This is a genomic window from Bradyrhizobium sp. USDA 4454 (assembly GCF_054822705.1).
The window spans coordinates 5,340,423-5,361,133 of sequence record NZ_JBTRCN010000001.1 but is presented as its reverse complement, the minus strand read 5'-3'; the positions used below and the strand labels follow the sequence as shown (position 1 = coordinate 5,361,133).

20 protein-coding genes are annotated in these 20,711 nt (G+C 65.5%); 5 read left to right on the top strand and 15 right to left on the bottom strand.

All coding sequences use genetic code 11. The annotated features are described in order from the left end of the window. Window positions 1-18: 18 nt before the first annotated feature. The gene (locus ACVIW0_RS25010; protein WP_461357416.1) at window positions 19-1,389 is read right to left on the bottom strand and encodes a TIGR03808 family TAT-translocated repetitive protein; all 1,371 of its coding nucleotides are present in this window, start codon (window positions 1,387-1,389) and stop codon (window positions 19-21) included. 245 nt (window positions 1,390-1,634) lie between these two features. Between ACVIW0_RS25010 and ACVIW0_RS25005 the strand changes: the two genes are divergently transcribed. Continuing rightward, the gene (locus ACVIW0_RS25005; RefSeq protein WP_461354767.1) at window positions 1,635-1,925 is read left to right on the top strand and encodes a hypothetical protein; all 291 of its coding nucleotides are present in this window, start codon (window positions 1,635-1,637) and stop codon (window positions 1,923-1,925) included. 32 nt (window positions 1,926-1,957) lie between these two features. Here ACVIW0_RS25005 and ACVIW0_RS25000 read toward each other — a convergent pair whose 3' ends face one another. The 11 genes from ACVIW0_RS25000 to ACVIW0_RS24950 all read right to left on the bottom strand — a co-directional run bounded on the left by ACVIW0_RS25000 (window position 1,958) and on the right by ACVIW0_RS24950 (window position 12,003). After that, window positions 1,958-2,605 carry a pyroglutamyl-peptidase I gene (locus tag ACVIW0_RS25000; protein WP_461354766.1) on the bottom strand — a complete coding sequence of 216 codons (648 nt, stop codon included), beginning with the start codon at window positions 2,603-2,605 and terminating at the stop codon, window positions 1,958-1,960. Next, on the bottom strand, window positions 2,602-3,594 hold the full coding sequence (gene meaB / locus ACVIW0_RS24995) for a methylmalonyl Co-A mutase-associated GTPase MeaB (RefSeq protein ID WP_461354765.1): 993 nt from the start codon (window positions 3,592-3,594) through the stop codon (window positions 2,602-2,604). Before meaB ends, ACVIW0_RS25000 begins: the two co-directional genes overlap by 4 nt. Before the next feature lie 297 nt (window positions 3,595-3,891). Further along, window positions 3,892-4,692 (bottom strand): DUF3298 and DUF4163 domain-containing protein, encoded by an 801-nt coding sequence (locus ACVIW0_RS24990; protein WP_461354764.1) that lies wholly within the window; start codon window positions 4,690-4,692, stop codon window positions 3,892-3,894. A 36-nt stretch (window positions 4,693-4,728) separates the two neighbouring features. Further along, window positions 4,729-6,885 carry a methylmalonyl-CoA mutase gene (gene scpA, locus ACVIW0_RS24985; RefSeq protein ID WP_461354763.1) on the bottom strand — a complete coding sequence of 719 codons (2,157 nt, stop codon included), beginning with the start codon at window positions 6,883-6,885 and terminating at the stop codon, window positions 4,729-4,731. A 12-nt stretch (window positions 6,886-6,897) separates the two neighbouring features. Beyond that, entirely contained in the window at window positions 6,898-7,368 is a 471-nt protein-coding gene (locus tag ACVIW0_RS24980) for a GFA family protein (protein ID WP_461354762.1), read from the bottom strand. After that, window positions 7,365-9,239 carry a methylmalonyl-CoA mutase family protein gene (locus ACVIW0_RS24975; RefSeq protein ID WP_461354761.1) on the bottom strand — a complete coding sequence of 625 codons (1,875 nt, stop codon included), beginning with the start codon at window positions 9,237-9,239 and terminating at the stop codon, window positions 7,365-7,367. The genes ACVIW0_RS24980 and ACVIW0_RS24975 overlap by 4 nt, the downstream gene beginning before the upstream one ends. A gap of 105 nt (window positions 9,240-9,344) precedes the next feature. Continuing rightward, window positions 9,345-9,836 carry a 2-amino-4-hydroxy-6-hydroxymethyldihydropteridine diphosphokinase gene (gene folK, locus ACVIW0_RS24970; protein WP_461354760.1) on the bottom strand — a complete coding sequence of 164 codons (492 nt, stop codon included), beginning with the start codon at window positions 9,834-9,836 and terminating at the stop codon, window positions 9,345-9,347. Window positions 9,837-9,840: 4 nt separating this feature from the next. Beyond that, on the bottom strand, window positions 9,841-10,221 hold the full coding sequence (gene folB / locus ACVIW0_RS24965; protein ID WP_456755810.1) for a dihydroneopterin aldolase: 381 nt from the start codon (window positions 10,219-10,221) through the stop codon (window positions 9,841-9,843). Next, window positions 10,218-11,075 (bottom strand): dihydropteroate synthase, encoded by an 858-nt coding sequence (gene folP, locus ACVIW0_RS24960; protein WP_461357415.1) that lies wholly within the window; start codon window positions 11,073-11,075, stop codon window positions 10,218-10,220. Before folP ends, folB begins: the two co-directional genes overlap by 4 nt. 98 nt (window positions 11,076-11,173) lie before the next feature. Then, the gene (locus ACVIW0_RS24955; protein WP_018270650.1) at window positions 11,174-11,581 is read right to left on the bottom strand and encodes a DUF4332 domain-containing protein; all 408 of its coding nucleotides are present in this window, start codon (window positions 11,579-11,581) and stop codon (window positions 11,174-11,176) included. A gap of 56 nt (window positions 11,582-11,637) precedes the next feature. After that, entirely contained in the window at window positions 11,638-12,003 is a 366-nt protein-coding gene (locus tag ACVIW0_RS24950) for a DUF2267 domain-containing protein (protein ID WP_461354759.1), read from the bottom strand. A 368-nt stretch (window positions 12,004-12,371) separates the two neighbouring features. Here ACVIW0_RS24950 and ACVIW0_RS24945 point away from each other — a divergent pair, with 368 nt between their 5' ends. Together ACVIW0_RS24945 and ACVIW0_RS24940 are read left to right on the top strand one after the other, a co-directional pair. Then, window positions 12,372-13,991, top strand: coding sequence for a helicase HerA-like domain-containing protein (locus ACVIW0_RS24945; protein WP_461354758.1), 1,620 nt, complete (start codon window positions 12,372-12,374; stop codon window positions 13,989-13,991). A gap of 81 nt (window positions 13,992-14,072) precedes the next feature. Continuing rightward, window positions 14,073-15,476, top strand: coding sequence for a M20/M25/M40 family metallo-hydrolase (locus tag ACVIW0_RS24940; protein ID WP_461354757.1), 1,404 nt, complete (start codon window positions 14,073-14,075; stop codon window positions 15,474-15,476). A gap of 222 nt (window positions 15,477-15,698) precedes the next feature. Here the strand turns inward: ACVIW0_RS24940 and ACVIW0_RS24935 are convergent, their stop codons facing one another. After that, a complete protein-coding gene (locus ACVIW0_RS24935; protein ID WP_461354756.1) occupies window positions 15,699-16,478 on the bottom strand; it encodes a class II aldolase/adducin family protein in 780 nt (259 codons plus the stop codon). 164 nt (window positions 16,479-16,642) lie between these two features. After that, window positions 16,643-18,292 (bottom strand): glycosyltransferase family 39 protein, encoded by a 1,650-nt coding sequence (locus tag ACVIW0_RS24930; protein WP_461354755.1) that lies wholly within the window; start codon window positions 18,290-18,292, stop codon window positions 16,643-16,645. Window positions 18,293-18,630: 338 nt separating this feature from the next. Between ACVIW0_RS24930 and ACVIW0_RS24925 the strand changes: the two genes are divergently transcribed. Both ACVIW0_RS24925 and ACVIW0_RS24920 read left to right on the top strand, forming a co-directional pair. After that, a complete protein-coding gene (locus ACVIW0_RS24925) occupies window positions 18,631-19,503 on the top strand; it encodes a DUF308 domain-containing protein (protein WP_461354754.1) in 873 nt (290 codons plus the stop codon). Window positions 19,504-19,678: 175 nt separating this feature from the next. Beyond that, window positions 19,679-20,092 carry a Ros/MucR family transcriptional regulator gene (locus ACVIW0_RS24920; RefSeq protein WP_461354753.1) on the top strand — a complete coding sequence of 138 codons (414 nt, stop codon included), beginning with the start codon at window positions 19,679-19,681 and terminating at the stop codon, window positions 20,090-20,092. A gap of 94 nt (window positions 20,093-20,186) precedes the next feature. On the opposite strand, the gene ACVIW0_RS24915 is transcribed toward ACVIW0_RS24920, so the two are convergent. Continuing rightward, on the bottom strand, window positions 20,187-20,618 hold the full coding sequence (locus ACVIW0_RS24915; protein WP_461354752.1) for a SufE family protein: 432 nt from the start codon (window positions 20,616-20,618) through the stop codon (window positions 20,187-20,189). Between the last annotated feature and the right edge of the window lie 93 nt (window positions 20,619-20,711).

Sequence of the window (20,711 nt, the reverse complement as noted above, 5' to 3'; positions counted from 1 at the left end):
GTGCTCACACAATACGCGCTAGCGCCGAACCGCATTGGCGCCGACAACGAGCTGGGCATATTGCTGGGCGCCGCCCGCCGACAGATCCGACGTGATCGGGCGGGCATGGTCGAGCCCGACCACCGCGCCGCCCGGGGTTTCCGAGATCATGTTGTTGTTGATCAGCGCGGAGCCGGCGCCCGGCACCACCGAGACGCCGATGCCGACGAACGCCTTGCGGATCACATTGCCTGATATCGCGACATCGCGCAGGTACTTGCCCCAGCCGGCGACGATGCCGAAGGTCGGCGCATTCTCGATCACGTTGCCGCTCACGGTGCTGTCGGCCTCGACATAGATGCCGATGCCGGCGCCGTCGTTCGGGTCGGTGCCGACCGGGCGCTTCGGCAGCAGGTTGCGGATGATGTTGCCCTGCACCACGGCGATACGGCCGCCCTCGTTGAAATTGCAGACGGAGACGCCGATCGCGGCGCCGTCGACGGTGTTATTGGCGATGACAGCGGCCTCGAACGAGAACTCCGAATAGAGCGCGACTTCGCGGACATTGCTGACGCTGTTGTCGGTGATGTGGATGTTGGACGCCGAATTGCCGCGCACCGCGGAGAAGTCGCAGTTTCTGATGCGGTTGCCGCGCACGATCACATTGCCGGCGCGGAACGCGTTGATGGCGTTGCCGTACTGCCCGGAGCCGCCGGGGCCGGCCTTGATGTCCTCGATGCGGTTGTCGGCGACGATCGAGCCGTCATCGCCGATCGCGCTGCGCAGGATCTCGACGCCGTTGTCGTTGGTGCCCTTGATGGTGTTGCGCGCGACCAGCAGGCCGAGTGCATCGAACGACACCAGCGCGGTGCCCGCGATGTCGGTGAAGATGTTGTTGCTGACGTCGCCCGCCATCTGCTCGAACCAGATGCCGCTGCCGCCGCTACCGGTGACCTGGCAATCGGTGATGCGGATGTCGCGGCCGGACAGGCAATGCACCAGGCCGCGCCGCGCCGGCAGCGGGATGCTGCCGCCGTCGAAGGTCAGCCCCATCAGGACGACGCCGCCGGCGCCTTCGGCTTCCAGCAGCGAGGCGCCGCCGTTGAAGACAAGCCGGCTCGCGCCGCGCACGCCGATCAGCTGGCTGCCGGGCGCAAGCCGCACCAGGCCGCTGCGATAGACGCCGGGTGGGAATGCCAGCGGCACCTGCGCGCGCGCGGCATCGTCGATCGCGCGTTGCAGATTGCGGGTCTGATCGTCGGGGCTGCCGGGGCGGACGCCATATTGGGTGACGTCGCGGCCGAGCGAGCCGGCCGATTGCGCCGCACGCGCAGCGTCCGGCGACATCGCAAGCACTCCGGTTGCGCCGGCGGCGGTTGCTCCGATCAGATGGCGGCGGTTGACGTCCATGGGCATGGCCCTCGCACATAGTCGCGAGCGGTGACGTTCGCGGGTCGAGTGGTAGCGCGAAAGGCGGCGCGGCATGGTGAATACGCCGACGCAGCGGGGCGATTGTTGACGGTAGGGTTAATCGCGGGTGCAACCGATTCACGTCGCTGCACACCTCGTCATTCGATGCAATTTTAGCATTTGCCGGTGTCTACGGTTGACGCGTCTGGACTATTGCTCGCCCGCTGGCTTGAGAGGAGAGACCGGTGTTTGACGTGGGAGACCTGGTTGTCTGCATCGACAACGGCCCGAAGAAAGGAGCCATTGGGCCGGTAGTGCCCATCCATCATCTGCTGCACAAGGGGCGCATCTACCGTGTCAATTTCATCGGGACGACCTGGACGGGGAGTCTGACCGTCGGGCTATCAGGCGTCGCGTTACCTCCTCCGATGATTGGGTTCGAGCCTTACAGATTCCGCAAGATCGATCCTGCGGAGCCTGAATTTATTGAAATGATGCGCAGCTTGCGTACGCGTGAGTTGGAGGATGCCAACTAGGGGCGTGCACTTGCACCGCCCGATCCGCACCCTCACGCGCGCGAGGCGTGCCGGGTCAGTTTCACCAGCTCCAGCAGCATGGCCTCGCCGGCATCGACCAGCGCTTCCAGCGTGATCGATGATTTGCCGGGTACTGCCGTGCCGTCATGGGCGAGCGGCGGAACATGGACGAATTGCACGAGACGGAGACCATTGTCGTCATTGACGGCCTCGATCGCGCGCCAGCTCAGATAGTTGCAGAGATAGCTGCCGGCATCGCGCGAAGCCCGGGCATCGATCCCGGTCGCCAGCGCGGCACGCAGCAGCTTTTCGCTGTGCGGCCCGAACATTTGCGCATCGGCGCCGCTCTCGATCGATCCCTTGCGCGCAAGCTGGCGTCCGGCATCGGGGAAGCGCGTCGTCACCGCGTTGCGGGCGCGGCTTTCGATCCGCAGATGCGAGCTGCGGCCGGCGAGGCCGAACATCAACAGCGCCTGCGGGCGATGTTCTGCGATCAGCTCCGGTAATTCGCGGTCGACGGCGGCATAGGTGACGTCGAAGATATGGCTCGATAGCGCGACGTCGTCGAAGGCCGGTCGGCGCAGCGCAGTCAGCCGCTTCACCAGCGGCATGGTCGGGTTGAACGGCGCGCCCGGGAACGGGCCGAAGCCGGTGAGCAGGATGCGCAGCTTCCCGCTCAATGCAGCAGCTCCGCGATCTCTTCGGCGGCGACGGCGGGCGAGATCCGGCCGGCGGCGACCTCGGCTTCCATCTTCTTGACTTTGGCGCGGATCGCGGCGTCCGAGCGCAGCCGCGCCATCAACCGGCTCTCCAGCATCGACCACATCCACTTCACCTGCTGCTCCTTGCGGCGGCCGGCGAACTCGCCCGAGGCGGTCATCGCGGTGCGGTGGTCGAGGATCTTCTGCCAGAGCCTGTCGAGCCCGGCGCCGGTCAGCGCCGAATAGGTCTCGACCGGCGGATGCCAATGCTCGGAGCGGGGGCTGAGGATGTGCAGCGCGCTGCGATAATCGGCGGCGGCAAGATTGGCGCGCTTGAGGTTGTCGCCGTCGGCCTTGTTGATCGCGATCATGTCGGCGAGCTCGACGAGGCCCTTCTTGATGCCCTGCAACTCGTCGCCGGCGCCGGGCAGCATCAGTGCCAGGAAGAAGTCGGTCATGTCGCAGACCGCGGTCTCGGACTGGCCGATGCCGACGGTTTCGACCAGCACCACATCGAAGCCGGCCGCCTCGCAGAGCAGCATGGCCTCGCGGGTTTTCGCGGCGACGCCGCCGAGCGTGCCCGAGGAGGGCGAGGGGCGGATGAAGGCCTGGTCGGAGGCGGCGAGCCGCGCCATCCGCGTCTTGTCGCCGAGGATCGAGCCGCCGGTGCGCGCCGAGGAGGGATCGACCGCCAGCACCGCGACCTTGTGGCCGCGCTCGATCAGGAACATGCCGAGCGCATCGATTGTGGTCGACTTGCCGACCCCGGGCGAGCCGGTGATGCCGACCCGTACCGCCTTGCCGGTGTCGGGCAGCAGCGCCTGCACCAGCTCGCGCGCCGCCGCCTGGTGATCGCCGCGCCTGCTCTCGACCAGCGTGATCGCCCGCGCCAGCGCGGCGCGGTGGCCGGTACGGAGGGCACGGGCGAGGGCGGGGATGTCGGGAGAAGCGGGCTTCGCGGCGTTCATGGTCTTGGTTTACAACGGCTGGCCATGGCAGGCGAGGGGAACGCGGATTGGCACGTCGCAGGGGCGCACTGCCAAAATGTCGAGGAACAACCCCATGCAAAGGAGCCGGCGGCGGCAGACGCTCGAAGGCTGCTTGACACGTCGGGCAAATCAGCGGCATTCTTCCATTATCCAGAAATCGCGCCGTAACCAGTAGCCCGGGTGAGCCAACGGGTCGCGCGAACGCGCGCCCGATGACAGGCTCCGCAATGTCCGGGGAAACCGGTCCCGCATCGCTTCGCTCATGTGGGCTACGAACTATTGCTGCTCGTCCGCGTCGCCCGTCGGCCGCGTGCCGGCGAAGATCTTTGCGCCTTCCGGCGTCAGATACGGCTTCAGAGTTTCCCAGGGCACAAAGATGACGTACTGGCCTTCGGCGTAGGGGCCGACCGCATAGGGCGGGTAGTGGAACGTCAGGCCGGAGCTCTTGCCCGCGTCAGTCGACGGCGCCAGCGTCACGGCGCCGATCTTGAGCAGCGTCGGCTTGAGCCCCTTGTACCACTGGGCGGTCGCTGTCTCGCCGGCATCGCGCCGCTTCTTCTCGGCGTTGAGCGCCGCGATGACCGCCTTGCGCATTGCCGTCAGGGTCGGGCCGTTGTCGGCGGTCTCGGTGAAGAACGGGCGGATGCTGATGCGCTTCTTTGCTGTCGTGTCCCAAAGAATGGTATTGACGTCGGAGTTCGGGTGCGCGCCCAGAGTGTTCATGTAGTCATCGCGCAGCACGCTGACATAGCGGCCGTCGACGATGGAGCGCACCGAATATTTGCGCTCGAAAGAATAGCCGCCGCGGTCCTTGAACAGCTCGGGCTCCTGCTTGCGGTCGTTCGCAGCTTCAGCCGCGTTCTTGTCGATCCATTTCTTGCCCTCGGCGAGGCAATCGGCCGCCAGCGCGCTGTCGGCCTTGATCTTGTCGTCGAGATAGACGCTGGCCGCGATGCTCGCATTCTTGATCGCAGCATCGGGCTTGGGATCAGCGGCGCGCGCCGGAAGGCAGAGGCAAGCCAGCAGGCCGGCAAGGCCCATGATGCGGGCAGGCGTCAGCAAGCGAGCGGCGCGCATGGAAAACTCCAGGTGGGAGAGGACCGCGCGGCAGCGCTACTCCGCCGCCGCGCTGTGGCCGAGCCGCGTGTTGAGCTTGTGGATCAGCTCCTCGGCGGCCTCCGAGATCACGGTGCCCGGCGGGTAGATCGCCTCGGCGCCGGCCGCATACAGCGCATCGTAATCCTGCGGCGGCACCACGCCGCCGATGATGATCATGATGTCCTCGCGGCCGTGCTTCTTCAGCGCGGCCTTCAATTCCGGCACCGCGGTGAGATGCGCCGCGGCGAGCGAGGAGACGCCGAGGATGTGGACGTCGTTCTCGACCGCCTGCCGCGCCGCTTCATCGGCGGTTGCGAACAGCGGCCCGATATCGACGTCGAAGCCGACATCGGCGAAGGCGGATGCGATCACCTTCTGGCCGCGGTCATGGCCGTCCTGGCCGATCTTTGCCACCAGGATGCGCGGGCGGCGGCCCTCGGCCTCCTCGAACGCATCGATCAGCGCCTGCACCTTCTCGACCTTGTTGGACATCGCCGCTGCCTCTCGCTTGTAGACGCCGGTGATGGACTTGATCTCGGCGCGGTGGCGGCCGAACACCTTTTCCATCGCGTCCGAGATCTCGCCGACGGTGGCCTTGGCACGCGCGGCATCGATCGCGAGCGCCAGCAAATTGCCGTTGCCTTCGCCGGCCGAGCGGGTCAGCGCGGCCAGCGCCGCATCGACGTCGGCCTGGTTGCGCTCCTTCTTGAGCCGCGCGAGCTTGTCGATCTGCAAGCGCCGCACGGTGGAGTTCTCCACCTTCAAGACGTCGATCGGCTTCTCGTTGTCAGGCTTGAACTTGTTGACGCCGATCACCGCCTGGCGACCGGCATCGATCCGCGCCTGGGTCTTGGCGGAGGCTTCCTCGATCCTGAGCTTCGGCACACCGGCCTCGATCGCCTTGGCCATGCCGCCAAGCTCCTCGACCTCCTGGATGTGACCCCAGGCCTTCTTCGCGAGATCGTGGGTCAGCCGCTCGACATAATAGGAGCCGCCCCAGGGATCGATGATACGGTTGGTGCCGCTCTCCTGTTGCAGGAACAATTGCGTGTTGCGGGCGATGCGCGCCGAGAAGTCGGTCGGCAGCGCCAAGGCCTCGTCCAGCGCGTTGGTGTGCAGCGACTGGGTGTGGCCCTGGGTCGCCGCCATCGCCTCGATCGTGGTGCGCATCACGTTGTTGAAGACGTCCTGCGCGGTCAGCGACCAGCCAGAGGTCTGGCAATGCGTGCGAAGGCTGAGCGAACGCGGATCCTTCGGGTTGAACTGCTTCAAGAGCTTGGCCCACAGCAGCCGCGCCGCGCGCATCTTGGCGACTTCCATGAAGAAGTTCATGCCGATCGCCCAGAAGAACGACAGCCGCGGCGCAAAACGATCGACGTCGAGGCCGGCGGCAAGGCCGGCGCGCAGATATTCGACGCCGTCGGCCAGCGTATAGGCGAGCTCGAGGTCCTGCGTCGCGCCGGCTTCCTGCATGTGGTAGCCGGAAATAGAAATGGAATTGTATTTCGGCATCCGCTGCGAGGTGTAGGCGAAGATGTCGGAGATGATCCGCATCGAGGGCGCCGGCGGATAGATATAGGTGTTGCGCACCATGAACTCTTTCAGAATGTCGTTCTGAATGGTGCCTGACAGCTTCTCCGGCGGCACGCCCTGTTCTTCGGCGGCGGCGACGAACAGCGCGAGGATCGGCAGCACCGCGCCGTTCATGGTCATCGACACGCTCATCTGGTCGAGCGGGATGCCGGCGAACAGCGTGCGCATGTCGTAGATGGAATCGATCGCGACGCCGGCCATGCCGACGTCGCCGGAGACGCGCGGATGATCGGAGTCATAGCCGCGATGGGTGGCGAGGTCGAACGCGACCGACAGGCCCTTCTGTCCTGCCGCGAGGTTGCGGCGATAGAAGGCGTTGGAATCCTCCGCCGTGGAGAATCCGGCATATTGCCGGATGGTCCAGGGCTGGTTGACATACATCGTCGGGTAGGGGCCGCGCAGATAGGGCGCGATGCCGGGCCAGGTCTCGAGGAAATCGATCCCCTTGAGATCGGCTTCGCCATAGATGGACTTCACCGGAATGCCCTCGGGCGTGAGCCACGGCTCCGCGCTCCCAGCCGGCGCCGCGACGGCGACAGGCTGGAAGGCGACATCGGCGAAATTGGGAATGCGGGTCATTCCTGGGCTTCCTCAATCATGGTCCGGATGCTGATGGCTGACGATGGTCGCCATCTTGTCCGGTCCGTAATTCTGCATCGTGGTCTGGCTCGGCAAATTGGCGATGCCGACCACCCAGCCCTGGCGGGACTCGGTTCCGAATTGCTGCGTCGGGATCACCCGGTCGGGCCGGTCGAAGGCGCCGGTCATGATCTCGATGCGCGGACCATCGATCCGGCGGAAGCTGAGCGGCGTGCCGCAGGCGGCGCAGAAGTCGCGCTCGGCGATCGAGGAGGATCTGAACGTCGCCGGCTTGCCGCGGGTCCAGGCGAAATCCTCCTTGTTGATGTCGGCGAACGAGGCGAACGGCGCGCCGGAGGCCTTCTGGCACATCCGGCAGTGACAGATGCTGACGCGGTTCGGTGCCGCGGACACCGCGAAGCGCACGGCGCCGCACTGGCAGCCGCCGGTCAGAACGGGTTTCGCTGGTGCCTCTGCCGTCATGCCTGCTCCATCCGCCGATAGACGTCGCGCAATGTCGCCAGCGCGTCACCGCCGGCGAAGATGAACTCACCGATGCCGGCCGCCCGCAGCGCCGCTTCCTGGTCGCCGGGCCGCCCTGCCAAATAGATATGCCTTGCTGCGGCGCCGTGAAGGGCCTTGGCGGCCTCAGCGGCACTGGCGGCATAAACCTTATCCGAGGAACAAATGCACGCCATCGCAGCGCCGGAGGCCTTGAAGGCCGCGGCGAGCGCCGCCGGATCGGCAAAGCCTTCGTTGTCGATGGCCTCGATCCCGCCGGTCTCAAAGAAGCTCTTTGCGAAGGTGGCGCGGGCTGTGAAGTCGGCGGGCGTGCCGAGATTGGCGAGGAATATCTTTGGCCGTGCGCCACGCGCCTTCAGCGCGGCATCCGATTTGTCGCGCAGCGCCTCGAACGGCTCGGCGAGCCGCATCGGCGCCAGCGCATCGAACCGGATCTTGGCATCGGCCGTCGACACCGGCGCCGACGGTTTCACGTCCAGCACTGCGGGGACGTCTTCGTGCAGGTTGGGGAATTCGCTGGCGCCGGTCAGAACGTCGCGGCGCTTGGCGACATTGGCTTCGCGCTGTGCCCGCGTCGCGGCGACCTTGTGCTGGATGAGCCCCTGTTCGAGGGCCGGGAAAATGCCGCCGGTCGTCTCGATCTCCTGGAACAGCGTCCACGCTGCTTCGCAGAGCTGCGCGGTCAGCGCCTCGATGCCGCCGGCACCCGCCGCCGGATCGGAGACCTTGGCGAGATTGGACTCCTCGAGCAGTACCAGTTGGGTGTTGCGCGCCACGCGCCGGGCGAAATCATCCGGCAGGCCGAGCGCCAGTGTGTGCGGCAGCACGGTGATCGCATTGGCGCCGCCGAGCCCGGCCGCGAAGGTCGCAATCGTCGCGCGCAGCATGTTCACGTTCGGATCGCGCCGGGTCAGCATCCGCCAGGCGGTCTGCGCGTTGACGAAGATCGGCTTCGGCACAAGACCGCCGGCTTGTTCGATCCTTGCCCAGAGGCGGCGCAACGCGCGGAATTTCGCCATGGTCAGGAACTGGTCGGCATCGGCGCTGAGGCGAAACGAGACGGCTGCGCGCGCCGCATCGAGATCGATCCCGGCGCCTTCCAGCATGCGCAGATAGGCAACGCCTACCGCGAGCGTGAAGGCGAGCTCCTGCACCTCGGATCCGCCGGCATCATGCACCGGCCGGCCGTCGGCCAGCACGAACGGTCCCTTGAAGCCGCGCTTGATCAGGCCGTTGACCACCTGGCCGAACGGCTTTTCGTAGTCGGCCCAGGCGCCGGGCGCAGCACCGCGCGCGGCGACCGTGCTGAGCGCCTGGTAATTGAAATGCAAGTCGAGCTTGGCCGGATCGAGCTTGCGGGCCTCGACCATGTCGGCAAACGTCTCGCCGGCGTTCTCGCGCCCGAGCACCGGGTTGAGCGCGATCATGATGCCGGCATCGAGATGGACGCCGCCGCAGGCCCGCGCCAGCGTCTTCTTGCTGGCGTCGGCGAGGCCGAAGCCGCGCGCGCCGGGACCACCGGCGAACTCGAATTCGAGCCCGGTCGCGCCGTTGTCGAGGTCCTGCAACGCCTGCGCATTGGCCTGTGCGGCATCGGGATGATCGACCCGCTGCAGGATCTGCCAAGGGGTTGCGGCGGCCCGACCGGCAAGCGGGCTGGCGTTGGCGGCGCGGCGGTAGATCGGATCGATCCTCAGGCCATCATAGGTCTTGCCGACCAGCTTCTCGAACGGGGCGCCCTTCAGCACGCCGTCGACCAGCTTGCGCCAGTCGTCATAGGTCGCGGCTGCAAAATCCGAAGCCAGAGGCAAATCGTCAGTCGAGGTCGTCATCCGCCCAAATCGTCCTTCATCGGCCCCGCGAGAGGTCCCTTGATTTGGCCGGAAATTGCCACGGGCGGGCGGCCAAGCCAAACTTTTGTTTGCGGTCGATCGGCTTTAATCGAGGTCCGCGAGGCGGAAAATACCGTCGGTCGAGACGCTTGCAAGCGCATCGGCGACGCGGCGCCCCGCGATGACACGGTCGGGAACGATCTCGGCCAGCGGCACCAGCACGAAGGCGCGTTCGAACAAACGCGGATGCGGCAGCGTCAGTTCCGGCTTGTCGAGTGTGACGTCGTCATAGGCGATCAAATCGAGGTCGAGGGTGCGCGGACCCCAGCGCTGCTCGTTCTTGCGATCGCGGCCGAATTTGCTTTCGATCTTGTGCAGCGTGAACAGCAGCGCGTGCGGATCGAGACTGGTGTCGATCTCGATGCAGGCATTGATGAAGCTGTCCTGCTGCTGTTCGCCCCAGGGCGGCGTCGAGTAATCCGACGAGCGTGCCAGGAGAGCCGCCTGCGTCATGCCGCAGATGTTGGCGATCGCCTTGCGAAACGTCCCGCGGACGTCACCGACATTGCCGCCGAGTGCGATCAGGACGTCGGCCATCGGTTCAACTGTGTGGCAGCGGATGCCGCGAGCGGGTCAGCACCACGCCGACATCGTCGAAGATCGCGGCGATCGGCGCGTGCGGCTTGTGCACGGTGACCTTGACAGCCCTGACGCGCGGGAAGCTCGCCAGGATATCCTCGGCCACCGCGCCGGCGGCGCGCTCCAGCAGCTTGTAATTGGTGTTCTTGAACGCCGACGTCGCGGTCGCCACCACGTTGGAATAGGACACCGTGTCGGAGAGGCGGTCGGTGCGCGAGGATTCCGAGAGGTCGGTATAGAGCTCGAGGTCGATGACGAAGCGCTGCCCGACTTCCGTCTCATGTTCCATCACGCCATGGCGGGCATGGATGACGATCCCGGTGATGAAGATCGTGTCGGTCATTGCTGTCCCTCGATTGCCGCGGCCACCCGCAGCGCCTGAACGGTTTCGGCGACGTCATGCGCGCGGATGATGCGGGCGCCATGCTGTGCGGCGATAAGATGCGCCGCGAGCGAGCCGCCGATCCGCTGTTGCGGCTCCGACGGCACGACCGTGCTGATGAAGCGCTTGCGCGAGGCGCCGACCAGCACCGGCAGGCGAAACGAATTGAGCTCGGCGAGCCGCGCCAGCGCGATCATGCTCTGCTCCGGCGTCTTGCCGAAGCCGATGCCGGGATCGAGCACGATCCGGTCCCGCGCAATGCCGGCGCTTGCGGCGATCGCGAGCGAGCGTTCGAAGAATGCCGTGATGTCCTGCATGATGTCGATCGCGGGATCGGCGCTCTCGCGATTGTGCATGATGATCACCGGCACGCCGCGGGCGGCGACGACGGCCGCCATGCCTGCATCGCGCTGCAAGCCCCAGACGTCGTTGGCGATCACGGCGCCCTGGTCGAGCGCCCAGGCCACGACCTCGGATTTCATGCTGTCGATCGAGACCGGCACGCCAAGCCCGATCACCTCGGCCAGCACCGGCTTCAGCCGCGCCAGTTCATCGTCGGCCGTCACCGGTCGCGAGCCATAGGGGCGGGTCGATTCCGCGCCGACGTCGATGATGTCGGCGCCGTCGGCGACCAGCTTGCGGGCCTGCGCCAGCGCCTGTTCGGGCGCGATGAACCGGCCACCGTCGGAGAACGAGTCCGGGGTGACGTTCAGGATACCCATCACCGCCGGATAAGGCCGCGACAGCAAGGCCGGCAGCACCGCGGGTCCGGCCGGGCCGGCCACCGCCGATGCTATGGGCTTGGTCGCCATCATGCGGTGGCTTTGCGCTGCCATCAGCGGCAAGTCAAGGTGTCGCGATGACGGCTGGCGCCCGTGGCCGCTTGCCCGGTTAAGACTGGCTAATAGGTGGGCTAATAGGTGATTTTTGGAGGCAGCTTGCGTGCCTCTTCGATCAGCAACTCGACCGATTTTTCCGACGGCATCACGCGGACCAGCTTACGCCGCACGTTGGCGTCCTTCATGCTCTGCGCCAGCCGCGACGGGTTGCGGTGGGCAAGCTCGCGCACGGTGGTGACGCCGGCGGCGCGAACCAGCCCGACCTTCGCCTTGCCCATGCCGGGAATCCGCATGTAGTCGGAGATGTTGGCCCATTCGAGCAATTGCTGTTCGCTGATTCCGGTCTTGGCGGCGAGCGCCTTGCGTCCCTTGACGGTGCGGGCGGCTTCAAGCAGCGCGTCGGTCGTGCGGATTCCCTGTGATTTCAGTTTGGTGGCGCAATAGGCGGACAAGCCTTCGATCTCGGAGAGGGGGTATGTCATGATACTCGTATGCAGGTAGAAGGGAGCGCACGTGCAACGGCGTCGAGAGGAGGGCTTCAGGCGAACTGGCTGAGCCCCGGTGTCCCCGAAATGATCTCGCCCATTTGATCCGCTCCGATTTTGTCGCGGCCGAACCTGAAAAGTTCACGCGCGACGTTCTGAATCTCACTCATGCTCAGGCCAAGCGCCATCAGCCGGGTGCCGACAGCCATCAGGCCGCCGCCCATCAGCCGCGACAGTCCACCGTTGTTGTTGGAGGCGGCGATCGCCGCTTCGGCGCCGGGGATTTGGTCGATCAGAGCCTGGACCTTGTCGGAAGGTCCCTCGTTACGGAGGAAACCCAGAACGATGCCGACGGTTTTTTCAGCGACAGCGCCATCGATGCCGGCCTTCGCGGCCAGCTGCCCAACCAATTCGTCCATCTTGCCCCGCCTCAACCGGACTTTGCCGGATCGTTCTTGAAGATTTATCTTGAGCGCCTGTGTCACGAAATACAAGCGATCAGCGCATTTCAGTTCGCATTCTTTTTCGATCGCGTCGTGACTGTGGCCTCGCTGCAAGAGTGAGCGGCGGATTCACACCATCTTGTCGCAATGCGCAATGCCTTTCGTCACTTTGCCGGGAATAAAATATGAGGAACTGGTGGCGCGACAACGTACGACGGCATCCGACGACGGTTTCAATCGAACGGCAAGATGCAATATGATGGTGTGGGTCGAATAGATTGGGTTCGAATGGATCAGGTTCGAATGGATCGACCCGAATTAAATCTGCGTTAAGAGGCGAAGCGATGGCGACCTCCGACAACAAGTCGGCCGATACCGGCGAGAAGATTTTTATCGGCAAGGGCGAGGAGACAGCCTGGTTGACGCTGGCACTTGCCAATCGGCATGGCCTTGTCACCGGCGCGACCGGAACCGGCAAGACCGTCTCGCTTCAAGTCATGGCCGAAGGGTTTGCGCGCGCCGGCGTTCCGGTTTTCGCAGCCGACATCAAGGGCGATCTCTCCGGTATCTCCGAGGTCGGCGAGGCCAAGGACTTTATCGTGAAGCGGGCCCAGCAATTGGGCTTGACCTTCCAGCCCGATCAGTTCTCGACCGTCTTCTGGGACGTGTTCGGCGAGCAGGGCCATCCGGTGCGTGCCACCGTCACCGAGATGGGACCGCTGCTGCTCGCGCGGATGCTCGATCTGAACGACGTGCAGGAGGGCGTGCTCAATGTCGCCTTCCGCGTCGCCGACGAGAACGGCCTCACGCTGATCGACATGAAGGACCTGCGCGCGCTGCTGGACGCGATCGCGCCCGACGGCAGCAAAAAGGCCGCCGACGACGGCGAAGATCCGCTGGCGTCGGTCCGCAAGGCCGCGCAGAGCTACGGCAATGTGTCCAAGGCGACGGTCGGAACGATCCAGCGCCAGCTCCTGGTGCTCGAGAACCAGGGCGGCGCCAAATTCTTCGGCGAGCCGGCGCTGACCTTGAAGGATTTCATGCGCACTGATCGCGACGGTCGCGGCATGGTTAATATCCTGGTCGCCGACAAGCTGATGCAGAGCCCGCGGCTCTATGCCACGTTCCTGCTCTGGATGCTCTCGGAACTGTTCGAGGAGCTGCCGGAGGTCGGCGACCTGCCGAAGCCCAAGCTGGTGTTCTTCTTCGACGAGGCGCATCTGCTGTTCACCGATGCGCCGAAACCGCTGATGGACAAGATCGAGCAGGTGGTGCGGCTGATCCGCTCCAAGGGCGTCGGCGTCTATTTCGTCACCCAGAATCCGATCGACGTGCCGGACAAGGTGCTGGCGCAACTCGGCAACCGTGTGCAGCACGCGCTGCGCGCCTTCACGCCGCGCGACCAGAAGTCGGTCGCCGCGGCGGCGCAGACCTTCCGGCCCAATCCGAAGCTCGACACCGCGCGGGTGATCATGGAGCTCGGCAAGGGCGAGGCATTGGTGTCGTTCCTCGAGGGCGGCGGCACGCCGTCGATGGTGGAGCGCATCATGGTGCGGCCGCCGTCGGCGCGGATCGGGCCGATCACGCCGGAGGAGCGCAAGGCGATCATGGATGCGAGCCCGGTGAAGGGCAAATACGACACCGCGATCGACGCGGAATCCGCCTATGAGATCATCCAGAAGCGGCTCGCCGGCGCCGCCGCGCCGGCAGATGGCTCAGGGGGCGAAGGCGGCGGGATCCTCGGCCACATCGGGGCCATCGCCGCCACGATCTTCGGCACCAATGTCAAGCGCGGCCGGCTCTCCACCGGGCAGGTCATCGCGCGCAACGTGACGCGCTCGGTGACCGACAAGGTGGTCGGCGGCGTGGTGGCCGATCTCGGCAAGTCGGTCGGTGGATCGCTCGGCGGATCGATCGGCCGCGCATTGGTGCGCGGCGCGCTCGGCGGCATCCTGCGCAGGTAGCATCGCGACGGGCAGCCGGCTTTGCCTCCGGCGGCCGGCGCGCTACAACGGCGGCAACGTCCAAGCAACAGGATACAAGCGATGTCCAACGCCAAGCTGCAGCCGGTCCTCGACCGCATCGATGCCGATTTCGACAACAGCCTCGAGCGGCTGTTCACGCTGCTGCGGATCAAATCGATCTCGGCCGATCCGGCTTTTGCCAATGACTGCAAGGCGGCCGCCGATCATCTCGCCAAGGATATCGCAACCCTCGGCTTCAAGACCGAGGTGCGCCCGACCGCCGGCCATCCAGCCGTGCTCGGCAAGCTGAACCGCGCGACCGACGGGCGCCCGCATGTGCTGTTCTACGGCCATTACGACGTGCAGCCGGTGGATCCGCTGAATCTCTGGCACCGGCCGCCGTTCGAGCCTGTGGTGACCGACCATGCCGACGGCCGCAAGATCATCGTTGCGCGCGGCGCCGAGGACGACAAGGGACAGTTGATGACCTTCGTCGAGGCGTGCCGCGCCTGGAAGAACGTGACGGGATCGCTGCCGGTCGACATCACCATCGTCATCGAGGGTGAGGAGGAGATCGGCTCGAAGAATTTCGTGCCGTTCCTCGAGGCCAACAAGGCCGAGCTCAAGGCCGACTTCGCGCTGGTCTGCGACACCGGCATGTGGGACCCCAACACGCCGGCGATCACCACCTCGCTGCGCGGCCTGGTCTATGACGAGGTCAAGATCAAGGCCGCCAATCGCGACCTGCATTCCGGCGTGTTCGGCGGCGGCGCGCAGAACCCGATCCGCGTGCTGACGCGGATCCTCGGCGGCCTGCATGACGACAACGGCCACATCACCATCCCCGGTTTCTATGACGGCGTGAAGGATCTGCCGCCGGACATCCTGGCGCAGTGGAAGCAGCTCAACCTGACGCCGGACAGCTTCCTCAAGCCGATCGGCCTCTCGGTGCCGGCCGGCGAAAAGGATCGGCTCCTGATCGAGCAGGTCTCTTCGCGCCCGACCTGCGACATCAACGGCATCGTCGGCGGCTACACCGGCGAGGGCTCCAAGACCGTGATCGCGGCCGAGGCGTCGGCAAAGGTCTCGTTCCGCCTGGTCGAGGGACAGGATCCCGAGAAGATCCGAAAAGCGTTCCGCGATTATGTGACGGCGCGCCTGCCGGCCGACTGCAAGGCCGAGTTCATCGATCATTCCGGTGCGCCGGCGATCGCGCTCGACTGGAACATGAAGCCACTGGCGGCCGCGCGCCGCGCGCTGACCGACGAATGGGGCAAGGAGGCGCTGCTGATCGGCTCCGGCGCGTCGATCCCGATCGTCGCCGACTTCAAGCGCACGCTCGGCCTCGACAGCGTGCTGATCGGCTTCGGCCTCGACGACGACAACATCCATTCGCCGAACGAGAAGTACGACCTCAAGAGCTACCACAAGGGCATCCGCTCCTGGGCGCGGATTCTGGCGGCGTTCGCCGAGGCGAGTAAGTAAATCGCGCCGAACGTTGGGTGCCGTCGAGCGCGGCCTTGTAGCCCGGATGCAGCGAAGCGAAATCCGGGACGGTCGATTGGCGTCACCCCGGATTACGCTGCGCTCCATCCGGGCTACGAAGAGGCAACGACACGTGAAAACGCCGCCCGGGATTGGGCGGCGTTTTGATTCCGGTAGCGTAGAGGGTGTTGGCGGAGAGCCTACCCGAAGATTGTGAAATTTTCAATCACGGTAGCCGGGATTGACCCGGTCGAGCTTGCGCAGCAGCGGCGGCCAGACCAGCTGGGTCGAGCGCAGCTCGGCGCGGTCCGGGTTGGAGAGCAGCTCGGTGTTCTTGTCGATCGCGAGCTGGTCGACCGGGTAGGCGAGCGGGCCGAGCGCGCGGGTCGCCACCTGCATCGAGCAGGCGCGCTCCAGATGGTACATCCGCTCGAAGGCGGAGGCGACCGAGCGGCCGACCGTCAGCGTGCCGTGATTGCGCAGCAGCATGTGGTTCTTGGTGCCGAGATCGCGCTGCAGACGCGGCCGCTCGTCGTGATCGAGCGCGATGCCTTCATAGTCGTGGTAGGCGAGGTCGTGGGTGACGAGCTGCGCGGTCTGGTTCAGCGGCAGCAGCCCCTCGGGACCGCTCGACACCGCGGTGCCGTCGATCGTGTGGAGATGGAGCACGCAGCCGGCATCCTCGCGCACCTCGTGGATCGCCGAATGGATGGTGAAGCCGGCCGGGTTGATGCTGTAATCGCTCTCAGAAAGCTGGTTGCCGTCGAGGTCGACCTTGACCAGGCTCGACGCGGTGATCTCGTCGAACATCAGCCCGTAGGGGTTGATCAGGAAGTGATGCTCCGGCCCCGGCACGCGGGCCGAGATGTGGGTATCGACCAGATCGTCCCAGCCATAGAGCGCGACCAGCCGGTAGCAGGCGGCGAGGTTGATCCGCTGCTCCCACTCCGCCGCACTCATGTTCGATGGCACTTCCTTTAGACGCGCTTCCGCTGGCGACATGGCGATTTCTCCATTGATCGTTGTTGCTTGATTCAAGCGTAGCGCTGCTGCCCGAGCGCAGCAAGGCAGCATACCGGCGTGACAGTCATGTCGGCATGCGGCCCACGATACCAGCGGAGATCGTCGGTGGGCAGCCGCGCGATGGTTGTTCTGTGGGTGACGCGCTACGGCGCCGGGATCGCCAGCAGGCTTGAGATACTGCGGCCGCGGATGTCGTAGACGCGGGCGAACACCACGTCGTCGCGCTTGATCTCGACCATCACGGGGGCGGCGAGACCCTTGCAGTAGAACTCGCCGAGCGTCATCGCGAAGTCGGCAGCATTGCTGTCCCAGCCGATCGTGAAATCGGGCCCGAGCGCGACCTGCGCGGGGCGCTGCGGACCGCACACCGCGACCTTCCACTTGCGGTGCTGCGGCGGCACTTCCTGCCGCTCCGCCAGCTGCTCGCGCAGCCCGTCGGAGGCCTGCTTCAGCGCCAGGCCCCAATAGTCCAGCATGAAGAAGTTGTCGGCGGTGCGCACCGTGCCGGCGATGTGGTTGAAGTGCGTGTATTGATACGGATGCAGGCGGATCATCTCGCTGAGCGGCAGCAGCAGGCCGAAGGCGAACACCGCGAGCGCCGCAGGCTGCCAGGCGCGGCGGTTCTCGCCGAGCCAGTCCATGCCGCGCGCGAAGGCGACGCCGGCGAGCACCGCCATCGGCGGGATCACGAAGATGAAATGGCGGATGCCGTTATAGAGCGCCGGCCGCTTCACCATCGCGATCACCAGCGGCAGCGTCGCAGCGAGCGTCAGCATCAGCATGATCGACTTGCGCTTCGCGGGCATGTCGTTGCGCGACAACGACATGAACGTCGCGATGACCGCTGCGGTCAGCAGCACCAGCAGCACTTCGGGAAGCTGCAGCGCGAACAGCGTCGGCAGATAGGACCATGGCATGTCCGGCACCGACACCAGCGCGCCGTCGAACATCTCCTTCCACGGCTTCTCGAAGAAGTGCGAGAAGTAGGTCACCGCTTCCAGCGGATGCCCGGGCTCCATGATCGACCACGGCCAGATCAGGCCCATCACGAGATAGCCGAGCACCAGCCCCGGCAGCAGCACATAGACGGCGTGGGCAAAGCGGTGGACCGCCTCGCGTGCGCCCTGCTTGCGGAATTCCTCGATGAACAGCGGGATGAAGCCGACCACGGCGTAGATCAGCGCGAGCCCGCCCAGCACGCGGCAGCCGATCGACAGGCCGGCCCCCAGACCAACGATCAGGATCGTGCGCGGCGAGGGCGCCGGATATTCCTCGATCAGGCGGACGAGACCCAGGATCAGCACGATCATCGCCACGGCGAACGGCGCATCCTTCGGGTTCATGAACATGTGGCCATAGAAGGTCGGGCACAGCGCCAGCAGCAGCAGCGCCGCCAGTCCCGCCAACGGGCCGCCGACGCGGCGCGCCAGGCGCCAGGTGACGGCAAGGCCGATGACGCCAACGATCGCGCCGAGCAGGCGGCGCGTCTCGAACAGTTCGAGCGGAATGACCTTGTGCAGCAGGGCCGCGGCCATATCGAAGCCGCCGCCGTACATATAGAGGTTGGCAAACGACAGCGCGCCGGTGTCCTTGAATCCGGAGCCGTACATGCGCAGCAGCAGGTCGGCATATTCGGCGTGGGTGTAGTCGTCCCAGCCGAGACCGTAATCGCGGAATGTGAGCCCGGCGACCACGGCGACCACGCCGAGGACGAGGAATGCGAGATCGTCGCAGGTCTTCTCCGCCGAGCGCCGTGCAGGCGCCTCGAAGGCAGACGTCGTAATCGATGACATGGCTAGTGGTACCGGCGTGCCTGTGGCCCTGATTGGCGCTTTAGGGCCTCATTCCCCGGCATCCATAGCGCAGTTCCGTTTCCAAGTAATTGGTAATTGTGGCGTAATTTCCCAAGTGCGTTGCAATAAATTGGCAGCAATTCGTAGCCAGTAGATCTACGGGAGCGGCTCCAAACGCGGTCCTGGCGATCGCCGTCGCGAGCCGCATCGCGGCCGGTTAAGCGGGATTTTAGGGAACTCTACCTACAATTGGCGGTTGGCGGTGTGGGCAATATGACGGTATCGTGGCATAGGCGGCCCGTGCCGATTTTCGGTTGGGGCTCCAGGGGGTTAGTTCGATGAAGGTTGGTCTGTTGGTCGTCGGCGCGGGCCTCGTTGTGGCAGGCTTGGCGGCGATCGGCTTCGGAATCCCCTACAAGGAATTCAGTGTCGGCAGCACGTTGATCACGACGGGCGTGACCGGCGCCTGCACCGGCGCGATCGTTCTGGCCCTTGCCGCCGTCCTTGGCGAGCTCCAGGCCATGGGCGGACGGCTCGACGCGGTCGTTGCCGTGGGTCTGCGGTCCGGTGGCCCGTCGCCGTCTGCAACTTCCCCGCGCAACGCGGCCGACGATTCGGTGTTCCCACCGCCACCTGAGCCGAAGGTCGCGGCGCCCCCACCGCTGGCCCCCCCATCCGCGCCGCCCTGGCACGACGAAATCGCCCCGCGTGGCGCGTCGGGCGAGCTGCCGCAGCCCGTGCCGGGCGCAACGAGTCCGGACGGTGAACTAGCGCCGCCCAAGCGGCGCAATTTGATGTTCTCATCCTCGCGGAAGGAGCGGACCCAGACGCGTGGCGCCGAACCGTTGACGCCGGACCTGCTGTCGCCGGAGCTGCGCCCGAAACCGGCCGCTGCGGCCGAGCCTGCACCAGCGACGTTCGACGATGCCTGGCCGAAGGCCGACCGGCCGCGGTCGGTCGATGTCGCGCCGCGGCGCACGCCGCGGCCGTCAACCTTCGGCGAGACTCAGCCGGCCGCCGCCTCGCCGTCATCGGGCCATCCGCCGCCGCCCCAGGAGCAGCCCCCGGTGACGGTGCTCAAATCGGGTGTGGTGGACGGCATGGCCTATTCGCTCTATTCGGACGGATCGATCGAGGCGCAGATGCCGGAAGGCATGATGCGGTTTGCCTCGATCGACGAGCTCAGGTCGCATCTGGAACAGAGGCCGTGAATCTACGGCAATACTTGCGCGTGGCCGGCGCGAAGCCGGAAACATCGCCGTTCTTGTCAGGATTGCTGTAATCCGCTCATATTCGCGAAGTAGTACGCGATTCAATTGATGTATTGCTGCACGTGGATACTGTCCGGTGGCGCCGGGCCGTCGAGAGCACGGGGAAATTTGAGCCATGTCCGATATGTCAGGCAAAACGCCGGTCGAGCTGACCGCAAACATCGTTTCGGCCTATCTCAGCAACAATCCGACGCCGGCCTCGGATATCCCGAACCTGATCAGCCAGGTCCACGCCGCCTTGCTGCGGGTGTCGAGCGGACGCGCTGACGTGCCGAGCGAGCCGGCAAAGCCCGCGGTGTCGATGAAGAAGTCGATCACGCCGGAGTATCTGGTCTGCCTCGAGGACGGCAAGCGCTTCAAATCGCTCAAGCGCCACCTGCGCACCCAGTACAACATGACGCCGGAGCAGTACCGCGACAAATGGGGGCTGCCGGCCGACTATCCGATGGTGGCGCCGAACTACGCGGTGGCGCGATCGCAGCTCGCCAAGAAGATGGGCCTCGGCCAGCAGGCACGGAAGCGGAAGTAACAGAGCATTTTCGAGCGAAGTGGATACCGGTTCGCGTGAAGAAAATGCGTCAAACTAAAATCTAGAGCCCGTTCCGATTAAATCGGAATGGGCGCTACGCGGCGGAGGCCAGCGCCTCGCGCGCATCGTTGCGGATGCGATCGACCATCGAGCGCAGGCCGTTGGAGCGCTGCGGCGTCAGATGGTCGCGGAAGCCGAATTCGTCGAACAGCGCCAGCGCATCGGTATCGAGGATCTGCTTCGGCGTGTGCCCGGAAAACAGCGTCAGCACGATCGCGACCAGGCCGCGCACGATGTGGGCGTCGCTGTCGCCGAGATAGATCAGCCGCGGCTCGCCATTGCCGTCGCGCTCGACGCGCTTTGACAGCCAGACCTGGCTGACGCAGCCCTGCACCTTGTTCTCGGCCGAGTGCTCCGCCTCCGGCAACGGCGCGAGCGTGCGGCCGAGCTCGATGACATAGCGGTAGCGGTCATCCCACTCGTCCAGCAGCGCAAAATTGTCCCTGATTTCGTCGATCGTCGTCATCGTGGCCCGCGTCCTATTCTCAACGGCTTATATAGGAAGCAGCGCCGCGAAAGCGATGAAAATGGAACCGGTTCCCGGTTGTTTTGACGTGTT

Excerpts from the sequence above, each read along its gene's own strand:
- ACVIW0_RS24940 (WP_461354757.1), top strand. The coding sequence starts at position 14,073 with ATGTCCAACGCCAAGCTGCAGCCGGTCCTCGACCGCATCGATGCCGAT.
- ACVIW0_RS24990 (WP_461354764.1), bottom strand. The coding sequence starts at position 4,692 with ATGCGCGCCGCTCGCTTGCTGACGCCTGCCCGCATCATGGGCCTTGCC.
- scpA (WP_461354763.1), bottom strand. The coding sequence starts at position 6,885 with ATGACCCGCATTCCCAATTTCGCCGATGTCGCCTTCCAGCCTGTCGCC.
- folB (WP_456755810.1), bottom strand. The coding sequence starts at position 10,221 with ATGACCGACACGATCTTCATCACCGGGATCGTCATCCATGCCCGCCAT.
- ACVIW0_RS24920 (WP_461354753.1), top strand. The coding sequence starts at position 19,679 with ATGTCCGATATGTCAGGCAAAACGCCGGTCGAGCTGACCGCAAACATC.
- ACVIW0_RS24915 (WP_461354752.1), bottom strand. The coding sequence starts at position 20,618 with ATGACGACGATCGACGAAATCAGGGACAATTTTGCGCTGCTGGACGAG.
- ACVIW0_RS24925 (WP_461354754.1), top strand. The coding sequence starts at position 18,631 with ATGAAGGTTGGTCTGTTGGTCGTCGGCGCGGGCCTCGTTGTGGCAGGC.
- ACVIW0_RS24930 (WP_461354755.1), bottom strand. The coding sequence starts at position 18,292 with ATGTCATCGATTACGACGTCTGCCTTCGAGGCGCCTGCACGGCGCTCG.
- meaB (WP_461354765.1), bottom strand. The coding sequence starts at position 3,594 with ATGAACGCCGCGAAGCCCGCTTCTCCCGACATCCCCGCCCTCGCCCGT.
- folP (WP_461357415.1), bottom strand. The coding sequence starts at position 11,075 with ATGATGGCGACCAAGCCCATAGCATCGGCGGTGGCCGGCCCGGCCGGA.
- ACVIW0_RS24980 (WP_461354762.1), bottom strand. The coding sequence starts at position 7,368 with ATGACGGCAGAGGCACCAGCGAAACCCGTTCTGACCGGCGGCTGCCAG.
- ACVIW0_RS24950 (WP_461354759.1), bottom strand. The coding sequence starts at position 12,003 with ATGGACGAATTGGTTGGGCAGCTGGCCGCGAAGGCCGGCATCGATGGC.
- ACVIW0_RS24935 (WP_461354756.1), bottom strand. The coding sequence starts at position 16,478 with ATGTCGCCAGCGGAAGCGCGTCTAAAGGAAGTGCCATCGAACATGAGT.
- ACVIW0_RS24955 (WP_018270650.1), bottom strand. The coding sequence starts at position 11,581 with ATGACATACCCCCTCTCCGAGATCGAAGGCTTGTCCGCCTATTGCGCC.
- ACVIW0_RS25010 (WP_461357416.1), bottom strand. The coding sequence starts at position 1,389 with ATGGACGTCAACCGCCGCCATCTGATCGGAGCAACCGCCGCCGGCGCA.
- ACVIW0_RS24975 (WP_461354761.1), bottom strand. The coding sequence starts at position 9,239 with ATGACGACCTCGACTGACGATTTGCCTCTGGCTTCGGATTTTGCAGCC.
- folK (WP_461354760.1), bottom strand. The coding sequence starts at position 9,836 with ATGGCCGACGTCCTGATCGCACTCGGCGGCAATGTCGGTGACGTCCGC.
- ACVIW0_RS24945 (WP_461354758.1), top strand. The coding sequence starts at position 12,372 with ATGGCGACCTCCGACAACAAGTCGGCCGATACCGGCGAGAAGATTTTT.